General features: G+C 37.1%; 12 protein-coding genes and 1 pseudogene. 9 read left to right on the top strand and 4 right to left on the bottom strand.

The annotated features are described in order from the left end of the window. Positions 1-44: 44 nt before the first annotated feature. Positions 45-341, bottom strand: coding sequence for a hypothetical protein (locus tag ANA7108_RS0118845; RefSeq protein ID WP_016952370.1), 297 nt, complete (start codon positions 339-341; stop codon positions 45-47). Between the two features lie 409 nt (positions 342-750). Between ANA7108_RS0118845 and ANA7108_RS0118850 the strand changes: the two genes are divergently transcribed. Genes ANA7108_RS0118850 through ANA7108_RS29040 form a run of 3 tightly spaced genes read left to right on the top strand, consistent with a single transcriptional unit; the run spans position 751 to position 2,040 of the window. Beyond that, on the top strand, positions 751-1,290 hold the full coding sequence (locus ANA7108_RS0118850) for a HipA family kinase (RefSeq protein WP_016952371.1): 540 nt from the start codon (positions 751-753) through the stop codon (positions 1,288-1,290). 54 nt (positions 1,291-1,344) lie between these two features. Beyond that, entirely contained in the window at positions 1,345-1,530 is a 186-nt protein-coding gene (locus ANA7108_RS0118855; RefSeq protein WP_016952372.1) for a hypothetical protein, read from the top strand. Between the two features lie 21 nt (positions 1,531-1,551). Beyond that, positions 1,552-2,040 carry a DUF3037 domain-containing protein gene (locus ANA7108_RS29040; protein ID WP_085940253.1) on the top strand — a complete coding sequence of 163 codons (489 nt, stop codon included), beginning with the start codon at positions 1,552-1,554 and terminating at the stop codon, positions 2,038-2,040. 30 nt (positions 2,041-2,070) lie between these two features. On the opposite strand, the gene ANA7108_RS0118865 is transcribed toward ANA7108_RS29040, so the two are convergent. Beyond that, positions 2,071-3,519, bottom strand: coding sequence for an MFS transporter (locus ANA7108_RS0118865; RefSeq protein ID WP_016952374.1), 1,449 nt, complete (start codon positions 3,517-3,519; stop codon positions 2,071-2,073). 74 nt (positions 3,520-3,593) lie between these two features. On the opposite strand from ANA7108_RS0118865, the gene ANA7108_RS0118870 reads away from it, so the two are divergent. Further along, positions 3,594-4,112 (top strand): phosphoribosyltransferase, encoded by a 519-nt coding sequence (locus ANA7108_RS0118870; RefSeq protein WP_016952375.1) that lies wholly within the window; start codon positions 3,594-3,596, stop codon positions 4,110-4,112. Between the two features lie 48 nt (positions 4,113-4,160). On the opposite strand, the gene ANA7108_RS0118875 is transcribed toward ANA7108_RS0118870, so the two are convergent. Beyond that, complete coding sequence (locus ANA7108_RS0118875) at positions 4,161-5,078, bottom strand: AEC family transporter (RefSeq protein ID WP_026104304.1); 918 nt, start codon at positions 5,076-5,078, stop codon at positions 4,161-4,163. Between the two features lie 323 nt (positions 5,079-5,401). Between ANA7108_RS0118875 and ANA7108_RS0118880 the strand changes: the two genes are divergently transcribed. From ANA7108_RS0118880 to truB, 4 genes are all read left to right on the top strand, one after another. Then, positions 5,402-6,205: a D-alanyl-D-alanine carboxypeptidase family protein gene (locus tag ANA7108_RS0118880; RefSeq protein WP_016952377.1), complete on the top strand. Its 804-nt coding sequence runs from the start codon at positions 5,402-5,404 to the stop codon at positions 6,203-6,205. 102 nt (positions 6,206-6,307) lie between these two features. After that, on the top strand, positions 6,308-7,228 hold the full coding sequence (locus ANA7108_RS0118885) for an EamA family transporter (protein WP_016952378.1): 921 nt from the start codon (positions 6,308-6,310) through the stop codon (positions 7,226-7,228). A gap of 313 nt (positions 7,229-7,541) precedes the next feature. Then, entirely contained in the window at positions 7,542-9,332 is a 1,791-nt protein-coding gene (locus ANA7108_RS0118890; RefSeq protein WP_016952379.1) for an alpha/beta hydrolase, read from the top strand. 95 nt (positions 9,333-9,427) lie between these two features. Continuing rightward, positions 9,428-10,303 (top strand): tRNA pseudouridine(55) synthase TruB, encoded by an 876-nt coding sequence (gene truB, locus ANA7108_RS0118895; protein WP_026104306.1) that lies wholly within the window; start codon positions 9,428-9,430, stop codon positions 10,301-10,303. 433 nt (positions 10,304-10,736) lie between these two features. Here truB and ANA7108_RS0118900 read toward each other — a convergent pair whose 3' ends face one another. Next, complete coding sequence (locus ANA7108_RS0118900; RefSeq protein ID WP_016952381.1) at positions 10,737-11,033, bottom strand: hypothetical protein; 297 nt, start codon at positions 11,031-11,033, stop codon at positions 10,737-10,739. Between the two features lie 244 nt (positions 11,034-11,277). On the opposite strand from ANA7108_RS0118900, the pseudogene ANA7108_RS27660 reads away from it, so the two are divergent. Beyond that, a pseudogene (locus ANA7108_RS27660) lies at positions 11,278-11,775 on the top strand (transposase); the annotation flags it as partial.

An 11,775-nucleotide genomic window follows, 5' to 3' on the forward strand; every position in this document is an offset into this window, starting at 1 on the left:
AAACAAATGAGCTAAAAACAATGAATTTATACACACTGGTGACTTTAAACCGCCAACTTTGATAAATCTCTTTGTTGAGTTTCAGCTAACTTAAAGTGATCCCAATTTGATACCGATATTGGATTTATATTTTGTTGGCTAATAATTAAATCTATAAATTCCTTAGCTTCATCAATAGCAAAATCTTCGTTAAACCAACAACGCATAGATATTTTTGAATAATCTAGTTTGTTCCCAGTTGGGCTATAGCAGATAATTTCAAATCTTTTTTTGGCAAACCACTGATATAGTTCAATTTTCCATTCTTGATAGTCTATGGTTTTCATTAAATATTTATTCATCGATTCTCTGTTCCCTTATTCAAAAAATTGATTTTTCAAGTCAAAATTAATCCCCAACAACAGTCATTTTCCAATATTAACGTTTCTTATATGTATCATAATAAAATATTATTTAGTTTTGCATTAGGAATATTCATACTTCTTAATATAAACTTCATATTTCGTTACTTTATTCAGTAGCCTCAGAAATCATGCGGATGTGGAAATGCCGTAAAGATTGTCCTCTTCTCCGCACTTTTAACCCACATTTCGCTAGATTGTGCTTCAGCTTGAGGCTATGTTGCACTGAAATATTATTAATAGTAGAAAATATAAAAGCAATATGACACTTGTTTAAATAAAAAAAATCAAGTATTGTCAATACTTAACCAATAAACTTGGGATATTTTTTTGATTTTACAGCCATCATGTGAACAACGAAATAAATATAGAAGAAGATAGGGCAAGATGGAAACTTTCTTTAGAAGAATTACTTAAAAATCCTGAAGAACCAGTAATCATAACTACATTTCGGCGTTATTTGACTTCTTCAGCTAGTCCAGTTTTTGCTAGAGGAATGGATAAATGTGAGTATGTTATCAAAGGACAACAAGCTGGTCGGCAAATTATTACCGATCACATCGTAGCTCAATTAGGTTCAGCAATAGGAGCGCCAGTTGGTAAACCCCAAATTGTTGAAATTTCAAAAGATTTACTGGAACTAGATCCAAAATTTGCCTTCTTATCTCCTGGTAAAGCCCATGCAACTCATTTTATTCCTAACTGTTTTGATGATCGTGATACTCGCATATATAAAGATCACTCTGGAAATAGAGAACGGTTTGCTTTGTTAAGTGTCTTATTTGGTTGGGTTGAAAGTCAAGATGAGCAATTTATATATCAGAAAGCCCATCCTTGTTTAGTATCTTCTGTAGATCATGGGCGCTTTTTTCCAGGTGGATATGATTAGAATCTAGAAACATTAAAATCTGCACCTGAAGCTACGATTCACCGTAAACTGGTTATGAGTTGCGGCTTGACTAAGGATGAAATTAAGACAGCACTTTTCACTCTAGAACAAGTCACAGAGGAAAAAATTATTCAAGCAGTGGCTAGACCTCCTGACGAATGGGGTATTACAATGGATGAGAGAATAGCAATAGTCGAGTTTTTGATTAAACGCCAGTACGAGTTGCTGGAATCCCTTTAGCCAATGTGTGATGTAGGCGCTATGGCAAGTAGATACAGTATAATTCAGTATGTTCCTGATCCGATCACAGATGAACGGATCAATATTGGCGTGATTGCTTTTGATAAGCAAAATATTCGTATACGCTTTCTCAAGAATTGGCTAAGTTGGAAAAGAGTGCAAATTTTTGGTATGGAAGATATTAAATTTCTCAAAGATTTTGCTCACCGCATGGAGAAAAACGTTAAAGAAGGATATTTATTTTCAGAAGACAATCTGAATGAAGTTCCCTATCAAGAAAGAATCTTGAAGATAGCACAAGAATGGATAAATAGTATTCAAATTACAGAACCACGTGGTTCATTAGATAGTGTTGATAATTTACTAGAAGATATTGCTAATACTTATTTGCGTGAAATAAAACCCCCATCAAAGCCGAAAGGATCAATAACTTCAAGGAGAAGGCAAAAAATTGTCAGTTTCAATTTATATCCACGCATCAAAACCAAATTGGGAGAAAAACCTCAATAATGCAATTTGTTCAGATTCACAGCTTTTCAATTATTCCCCAATATTCTCTCGTCGTTCTTGCAACTTCAACATAATTTCTGCGTGCATCTCGCGGGTAATCGGATAGAAAAAAGTTAAAATCAAACCAATAATTAAACAAATTGTCGGTATCGGTCCCACAGCAATCCGAATAGCAAATAATGCTGAATCAGGTTGTATAGGAAGCGTACTTTGTCCAGCGACAACTGCTTTAAAACCAGAAGCTTCTAAAGCATTACCGACTATAAATAGCCCAAAAGCTAAACCAAACTTTTGCAATAAAACCATAAATCCATAAAAAATTCCTTCTCTTCTTTGTCCAGTTTGTAGTTCATCTAACTCAATCACATCAGGAATCATTGACCAGGGAATTAAATAAGCTGTAGAAACACCAACACCAGCCATGACAGCCATTAAATACATCAACCCAATTTGATTAGATTTTAAGAAAAATAGTCCCGCCGCGGCGATAATCCAAATGCTCATTCCCAGAAAATAAACTAGCTTTTTACCAAGTTTTTTACTTAAATTACTCCAAACGAATAGCATTAATAACGCAGTTGCTTGTACAGCAATCAGAACCGTGGGAACATCTGAATTTTTCAGTCCCATACAGTAAATAACAAAATAAGGAATTATGCTCGCTGTGATTTGTACACCTAACCAAGAAAAAAGATAGATAGCAATCACAAATAGAAATGGTTTATTAGTAAAGACTATTTTTAGTTGTTCAATAAAAGGAATTTCTGCTGGTTCCTCAAGTTGCAGACGTTTAGCCTCAAAAGCCATAATGCGATTGCGTGTACCGTAAACGCACCAATACAAAGCTAAAACAGAAATTACAGTACAAATTGCGGCTAAAACTATATACTGTTCTTGAGGATCTGCGATTTGAGAAAAAACAATTTGCGCTAAAATCAGCGATAAAATACTGCCACCAATAGAAAAAGTAAAGCGAAAGCTATTTAAACTAGTCCGTTCATCATAATCTTGAGATAGTTCAGGTGTCATTGCCGTGTAAGGTAAATTAACAACAGTGAAAAACGCCTGAGATATCACGCCAATTGCTACGTAATACCAGAACAATGGCCAAATATTACTGCTTTGCTCAACACTAAATTTTGGTACAATCCACTGTAAGAAAAAGAAAATCCCAAAGGGAATTGCCCCATATAGCATCCAAGGTAAACGACGACCCCAGCGACGAGATTTCGTTTTATCAGTCAACCATCCTACAATGGGATCATTAACAGCATCCCAAATTTTGCCAATCATCAAAATACTGCCAGCTAAACCAGCGGGAATACCAGCGACATTGGTAAAAAACACCAACAGAAAAAAGATGGCAATATTGGAAGTAATCGCTGGTCCCAAATCACCAGCACCATAAGCCAGTTTAGTTTTTAAATCTAATTTTTGACTTGTCAAAGATTTTGGCAAATTTAGGTCAGAATCTTTCATAATAAATCCCGCTTATTTTAAAATAAAGAACTTGGCTTACTTGAAGTATTAGTTAACACAATTTCCAAAGTCTTATGTCAGACCTTTACATTTCTTGGTCAGATTATCACCATAAAATTGAACAATTAGCTGTGAAGATTTATCAATCCAGTTGGCAATTTAACCAAATTGTCTGTCTTGCTAGAGGTGGACTGCGAGTGGGTGATCTATTATCACGGATATACAATCAACCTTTAGCAATTTTAGCGACATCATCTTATAACGGTGCTGGTAAGCAAGAAAGAGGAGGTTTAATAGTTTCCCCTCACCTAACGATGACTACCGACACATTAGGTTCCCGGATTCTGCTAGTAGATGATTTAGTAGACTCTGGGATTACTCTTCAACAAACTATTCCTTGGCTACAACAATATAGTCAGTACTCAATTGCAGAAATCCGTACTGCCGTAATTTGGTATAAATCCTGTTCTGTTATTACTCCCAATTACTATGCTGATTATCTACCTAATAACCCCTGGATTCATCAACCTTTTGAAAAGTATGAACATACAACCCCGGCAGAACTGGAGGTAAAATTGAGTCAACCTTGTTGATTTAGTGAAAAAACGACTCATCCAAAATTTAAAATCTAAAATCCAAAATTAAAACAGCCACAACCACATCGGTAAAGTAACTAACAATACCATAGCCCCCATTGCTAAAGCAGTTACAGCCAAGTCACGATCTAGATCAAAGGTTTCGGCTAATACCAATGTGGCAAATGCTGGAGGCATGGCCATTTGTAATACAATTACCTGTGCTGCACCACCAGTGATACCAAACACTGGTAAAGTGCTACCCAAAATCAGCGGAACTAAAAGCATTTTGATGATGATACTCGTTCCTGCTGGTTTGAGTTTGTACCACGAATTCAGCCGTGAAAGTCTCATGCCAATTAAAATCAAGGATAAAGCAACAGCACTCCAAGCTAATTTATCTAAGCAAAATTCCAAAACTGTGGGAATTGTCACTTGGCGAAATAGCAAACCAAATCCAAAACTCCAGAGGGCAGGATTGATTAAAATAACTTTAGCCATCTGCCCATAATTTTGGACTGTGTTGCCAAAACGGGCAGCTAGTAATACACCCAAACCATAAGCGCCGAACAGTGACCCCAATAAATCGTAGAATAATGCCCAGGCGAAGTATTCTTTGCCGACCATTGCTAAAGTGATGGGAAAGCCCAGATAACCTGTGTTACCCACCATAGACGCTAAAATAAAACTACCTTGTGTTGATGGTTCAGGGAGAGAATTTGTCAAATAGGCTTGACCTTTAATCCCTAACCAAGCTAAAAATGCCCCTAGGAAGATAGCTAAGTAAGCGATCGCTGGTGCAATCCAAATTTGTCCTGATAAGTCTGTTTGGCGTAAAAACGAAACAATGCTTATCGGTACTCCTACCCAAAAGAGAAACTGACCTAAATGAGTAGGAAATTTAGCAGGTAATTTACGTCCTAAGATTACTCCTACTAGGACTAATCCCACCAACTTAACGTATAGTTCTAAGAGATTTATCAAGATTTTATCTAAAAAATAGGAATATAAAATGATATCGATAACTGTTATTTTTTGCCAGCCTACTATTTTGAATAGTACTAACTTGAAAAATATAGGACTTAGGCAAGTGTCACACTAAAAATCTGTTGTAGGGTGCTTTACTACTGCATAAATCCTGCAAATAAACAGATTGTTGATATCTGACGCACCCTACCAATGTACCAGTTGCCTAAGTCCTGAAATAGTAGGAGAGATGGACAGCCGAACAGCTAATTTAGTCAGTTTTTCAAAATCTAAAATCTAAAATCCAAAATCCAAAATTGCACAAACACAGGAGTTGAAACTTGAAAAAGGCTGGGTTTTCAGAAAAACCGCAAAACTCATCGTCTGGTGCTGGAGATGATATTCCAGTAGCTTTACGCGATACTCCTGATACCGGGTCTAAGCTGCGCGTACAACCAGTAGTTTTGCTGATTGGGGGATTAACAGGATTTGTCCTACTGGCTGTAACCAGCGGGTTTTTGTTTTTTGTGACAGCACCTAAAAAAGCTGCGGATTCAATACCAGAATCAACTAGTTCTGTACCTACACCAACTAATTCCCCAACTATCGACAACAATACTATTTTGGGACATTTGGCTTACACAGAAGCACCAGAATCAGAACTAGTACCGATTACAGCAGATAGACGGATCAAAATGCGACAGGTCGCAGCACAAAAGTTTCAAGCAATGGTACAAGCTGCAAGAAGTGCAGGGGTAATCCTAACGCCAATTTCTGGCTTTCGTTCAGTTAAAGACCAAGAACAGTTATTTTTTGATGTTGGGGCGCAGCGCAATCAAACCCCTGCAGAAAGAGCCTCTCTCAGCGCTCCTCCTGGTCATAGCGAACATCACACAGGTTACGCTGTGGATATAGGAGATGGAACTGTACCAGCAACTAATCTTCAAGCTAATTTTGAGAATACTAAGGCTTATCAGTGGTTACAAGCTAATGCAGCCCGATTTGGTTTTGAGATGTCTTTTCCCAAAGGTAATTCTCAAGGTGTAAGTTATGAACCGTGGCATTGGCGTTTTGTGGGCGATAGCAATAGCTTAGAAACATTCTACAAAGCCAGAAATTTAAAACCCATCACCACAACTAAGTAGGTAGCATTGAAATAATTCGTAATATTTCCTATGGCTCCCGTAAGGGATACGTAATTCGTAATTAAGTAACGATAAATATTCACGCCCACCTACTTGTTATTTATGATGCATCAAAGTTCTGGTCGCTGGCGTTTAGGGCTAGGTTTATCGCTGCTGACAGTTTTTTTATGGGGAATTCTACCAATTGCTCTAACAGTAACACTAAAAGTTTTAGATGTTTACACCGTCATTTGGTTTCGGTTTTTGATATCCTTTATTTTACTTTTAATTTATTTGTTCATACAACAAAAATTACCAACTCTAGAACAATTACGTACCACTTCTGGAAAATTGTTAGCAATAGCCACAATATTTTTAGCAAGTAATTACTTCTTATTCATGCAAGGTTTAGCATTAACAGCAGCAGCTAATGCGGAAGTAATCATTCAGTTGGCTACTGTTTTATTAGGTTTTGGCGGATTAGTTATTTTTAAAGAGCATTATACACTGCGTCAGTGGGTGGGTGTAAGTATCCTAACTTTAGGTTTTTTACTGTTTTTTAATGCCCAATTTACAAATTTAATCACATCACCTCGGCAATATTTTTTTGGTAGTGGGTTAATTGTCTTAGGAGCAGTAGCATGGGCTATTTATGCTTTGGCACAAAAGCAGTTATTGAAATCTTTAGCATCCTTTCATATTATGCTGATAATTTATGGGGGATGTGCTTTATTATTCACTCCTTTAGCCAAAATAAATACAGTTTTTTCTCTTGACTCTTTCCATTTAGGAGTACTACTGTTTTGTGGATTAAATACTTTAATTGCTTATGGCGCTTTTGCTGAGTCATTAGCACATTGGGAAGCATCAAGAGTCAGCGCAGTATTAGCATTAGCTCCTATTGTGACTTTAATATCCGTTTGGATTACTTCAAAAATTTCATCCACTCTAATTCCACCAGAAAACATCACAATTATCGGAATTATTGGAGCATTATTAGTTGTTTCTGGTTCAGTAGCTATAGCTTTAGGAAAATCTGAATAATAGAAATTACAGATATTACCTCTCACCTGCTATATATTTAAAGCCACATCATCTCTACTGAGGTAGAGTCATTTTTTAGTTGTTATGATTATCAGTGGCTACAATTAAGTAAAGTCAACCTCGTATCAGGTGGATATTTGTCCTATTAATTGGCTTTATTTACTTTAAATTTTTCAGCTTGTATTCAAGATAAAAAAAATCTCAAAAATATCCAGAAGACTGAAGTTAAGAATAGTATATAAATCCATCAAGGTGTGTGAAGAACTACCAAATATATCGCCTCGCTAAACAACATCACCGAAACATTTGAGCGATGAAAAGTTGGTTTGGTAATTGGTCCAGCAGAGTGAAAAAGAATTCGCTATTGCTGGTGCTTTCGATATTGCTGCCAACATTTGGAATTAGTAACTCTGTCATGGCAGCAGAAAAAATATATGCTTCTTATTCATTACTAGAAGTTTCCTTTCCCGTGATTAGTTTAGAAGTCTATGCCAAAACGGGAGTCATTGATCATGAATTGAACGTTTATCAGCAGTATATTTCACTTGAAAAACTCCAAGAATTAAGACCGATTTTACTCAGGTCGTTAAAAATAAGTCCTGCTGTTGCTTCACAATTTCTCCATACACAGCAAGGAGAATTTCTGGTAAGAAGGTTAGCAGAATTAATTCAAACCAAATCTCATCAAACTGATTCAGCATTTCAGGCTTTACGATCAGCAATGATTTTAGCATCTGGGGAGCCAGAAGGATTAACGTTATTAAATTTGTTACGTAAGTATCCTAGTAGTAATATTCACATTAATTTAGCTAATAGTTTAGAAATATGTGGAAAACTAGAAAAACTAATTAGTCAAACTAATCAAGCGATCGCTTTAGTTCAGCATAAATCTGATCTAGAAGCTGCTACTATCCAAAAGGTGAATCTGTCTAAATTGCCAAATTTACCAACTGAAGGCAATTTTAAACCCAAAAAGTATACACTGAAATTTTTTGACTTCAACCGGAATCGGCTATTGCTGACAGATGTTTATCTTCCTAAAGTTCAACATTCGGCCTCTGTAATTGTCATTTCTCATGGTTTAGGTTTAAACAGCAGTAATTTTCGTTATTTAGCCAATCACTTGGCTTCCCAAGGGTTTGCGGTTGTTGTTCCTAATCATCCCAATAGTAGTGCTAAACAATTGCACCCTAGACAATCTCTGATTAAGAGTAACACCAGTAAATTAGTAGAACCAGGAGAATTTACAGATAGACCATTAGATATTAAGTACATACTAGATCAACTAGAAAAAGCTAACCAGTTTGATGCCAACTTTAAAGGTCGGTTAAATCTGCAACAAGTTGGTGTATTTGGTCAATCTTTTGGTGGTTATACAGCTTTAGCTTTAGCAGGTGCAAAGGTTAACTTTGACCAGTTAAAAAAGGACTGTACACCAGCAGAACTGAGAAATACGTGGAATATGTCTTTAATGCTGCAATGTCGGGCTTTAGAATTGCCAACTAAGTCAGGAGAGGAATATAATTTGCGGGATGAAAGAGTCAAAGCAGCGATCGCAGTTAATCCTATCACTAGCTCTATTTTTGGACAAGCTGGCTTAAACCAAATTCGTACTCCTGTAATGCTTGTCAGCAGTAGTGAAGATACTGTTGCACCAGCTTTATATGAACAAATTCTACCTTTTTCTTGGTTAACAAATCCCCAAAAATATCTGGTTCTGCTGATTGGTGGAACTCATTTTTCGACAATCGGTAATGGTAATTCCGGGAGTCAACAAGTAGCCTTACCTGCGGAAATGGTTGGAGATGCTTTCCAAGCACGTGGCTATATCAAAGCTTTGAGTTTACCTTTTTTCGCAGCTCATGTGGCAAAAAAAACCGAATATCTTCCCTATCTTAACGCTGAATACGCTAAAACTATTTCTACTCAGTCTTTGGGTTTGAGTCTCGTTCAGTCTTTGAGTAGCCAAGAATTAAGTCCCGTACTAGATAATAATTTCTACGGAGTTATCCCTGAAAGAAAACTTCCTTCTACCATCATCAAGTTGGGATTTTGGATATTAGATATTGGTGTTTCCTTGCTTCATGTGATGATTTTTCTGTGATGTTTTTTTTACATCTTGTCTTTATTAAGAAAATTCTTATTTTTCTGCGTAAGTCTTATATAATTACTTACGAATTACGAATTAGAAATTATTCCGTGCAAGGCTTTCTTAACCTCAACAAACCACTTGACTGGACTTCTCACGACTGTGTAGCGCGGGTGAGAAAACTGCTGCGTCTCAAACGGGTAGGACACGCAGGAACATTAGATCCTAAAGCTACAGGTGTGTTACCCATCGCTTTGGGTAAAGCCACGAGATTATTACAATATCTACCAGGTGAAAAAGCTTACAAAGCTACTATCCGTCTTGGTATAAGTACTACTACTGATGATTTAGAAGGGGAAGTGATCACTTCTCAACCTTGTCCTGGGTTAAATTTAGCAGCAATAAAAACTGCACTTGGTGAATTTATCGGCAAAATTGAGCAAATTCCTCCTAGTTACAGTGCTATTCAAGTAGAGGGAAAAAGACTGTATGATTTAGCACGAAAAGGGCAAATTGTCCAAGCACCTACGCGGACAGTTGAAGTTTTGCAGATAGAAGTTTTAGACTGGCGTGATGGGGATTTTCCTGAACTAGATATAGCAATTGCTTGTGGTGCGGGAACATATATTCGTGCGATCGCTCGTGATTTAGGTATGGTATTAAATACAGGTGGTACTCTCGCAGCTTTAATACGTACAGTCAGCAGCGGTTTCAATTTACAAGATAGTCTCACTCTCACCGAGTTAGAAACCCAATTGTCAGCCCAGACATTTCAACTAATGGCTCCAGATGCACCTTTGCAACATTTACCCTTTGTAAGTTTACCATCAACAGCAGCTAAAAAATGGTGTCAAGGTCAACAAGTTCCTATCAATCTTGATATTTTGGGATTAGTGCGAGTTTATGAAGAAACTCGTTTTTTAGGAATTGGACAATTACAAGAAAATATCATAATTCCGCAAATGGTTTTTGAACCAATTTCTTAAAAGAGGTTCAATTTATAGCAATTCCCATTCAAGTGAGGTACAAGCAGTAATAATTAAACGCAGATGCACGCAGATGCACGCAGATAATTTTGTACTTTATTAGACTAGGAAATGTTATATAGCGATATGCACTTGAATAAGGTACATCATAGCCCTCTCCTCGCTTGCGGGGTTGGGGGTGGGGTGATTGTATCTCACTCAACCGAGAACCGCTATACCAAATCCAATCTAATTGAAAATTTTCCTCAAAAAATTATACTAAAAACGGTTGTCAACTTTACTTTTAAACACAGAGGTTCGCTGAGGTAAACGCAAAGTGACGCAGAGTTTTTATTGAAGTTTTCGCTTTGAATTTTGTTATCTTAATAAAGTCAAGTCGCTTCGCTCCAATTAAAAAAAGTCGAGATATTAACCGTTTTTAGTATCCTTGAATTTATTCCCAAGTTGACACATCCCGCAATAAATCAGGAATTTTTCCTTGGGATAAGGGAAACTCTAAGACAGTTTCTCTATATCCCAAATATCCAGATTCAGTAAACGACATCAACATCCGTGTTAGTGCTAACCAAACATCTGATTCATATTCCCAATCATGATCGCGTCTAGCACGTCCAGCAATAGAACGTAGCGCCCAAAAATAAGAATTTCTAACTACAGAACCGCCTTTTTTAAACTCTGGGACATCCTCTTTGTGGATAAATAACACATTATTTTCAATTTTGGCTCTCATTTTATTCCATTTTTGACTTTTGACTTCCGCCCTGCGGTACTAGCTCTTTTATCCATTTTCCCCCACCGTGAGTAGAGAGATAATCTACCATTTCCAGAAATAAAGTTTTAGGTCCTTGTCCTTCTCTAATATCTGGAGTTTAGACTAAATCGGTGATGTTCAAGAAAAAAAAGGGGGTCTGATTGAATACAGACCCCCTTTTGGCAGAAGCTGAGAAACGAACTACCATTACTCACCTGCCAATATGAAACTTGCCAGATTAGAAGAATTCCGTCAAGCAGCCTACCAACATTTAGGCAAAGCGAAAGACGCTACCTTTGAATTGACAGATGCGATATTACTGACTCGAAATGTTTATTGCCTAGCAGAGTTGTCCTTATCGCCAGTATTTAGACGCAAGTGGCCAAGCATCTATGAGGCGCTACAAGATAGCAGACCACAGCGACAGAAATTGATGCAGCTATATATCAAACAGATACCAACTGTGGAGCGACCTCTATTGGCAGGAGATCATACGAACTGGTCACGACCAGATGCAGTCAAACTCAAAGAAAGAACTTATCAACATAGTGGCACATCCATCGCCGGAAATAAACCAATAACTGTAGGACAGGGATATAGCACAATAGCCTGGATACCAGAAAAAGAGGGGAGTTGGGCATTACCTTTAAGACATGAAAGAATCACAAGTGCCGAAAGTCCCAATTAGCAAAGCAATTTGGCAACTCAAACAGGTGTGTAA

This window comes from Anabaena sp. PCC 7108 (assembly GCF_000332135.1).
In the GTDB taxonomy this organism is placed as follows: Bacteria; Cyanobacteriota; Cyanobacteriia; order Cyanobacteriales; family Nostocaceae; genus Anabaena.